Source organism: Rhodovulum viride (genome assembly GCF_003265965.1).
GTDB lineage: Bacteria > Pseudomonadota > Alphaproteobacteria > Rhodobacterales > Rhodobacteraceae > Rhodovulum > Rhodovulum kholense.
The window spans coordinates 1-474 of record NZ_MUAV01000180.1; the positions used below are offsets into that span (position 1 = coordinate 1).

The 474-nt window shown below is 69.6% G+C and carries 1 pseudogene; it reads left to right on the forward strand.

Annotated features, from left to right (window positions below):
* A pseudogene (locus tag BYZ73_RS23240) lies at window positions 1–374 on the forward strand (primase-like DNA-binding domain-containing protein); the annotation flags it as partial.
* Window positions 375–474: the final 100 nt, after the last annotated feature.

A 474-nucleotide genomic window follows, 5' to 3' on the forward strand; every position in this document is an offset into this window, starting at 1 on the left:
TCCGCCCGCCCGACCGGGTGCTGGAGGCCACGGCCGAATACCGCGAGGAAAGCGACCCCGTGGGCGCCTTCCTCACCGAATGCGCCATCGTCACCGGCGCCGAGGCCGATTTCCTTTATTCGCGCGAGTTGATCGAGGCCTTCAACTTCTGGCTCGAGGATCGCGGCGAAACCCGATGGGGCGGCCGCACCGTATCGATGCGCCTCAAGCAGAAGGCCAGCCGCTGGCGCCATCCCCATACCGGCAAGTCCTTCATTCCGGCCAAGCGCGACGCGACCGGCTATCGCGGCCTCCGCCTCACCGACGAGTTCAAGACCCGCATGGCGTCGAGACAATCCCACGGCGCCGGTGCGCCCGTCGACGAGCCGTTCTGATGCGCCCCGCCCCGCACCCCTTGCCCGATCCATCGGGGGATCAAAGCCGTCCGACCGCCCCGGCCCACCGGCCCGACCGGCCCGAAACCGTCCCTGACGG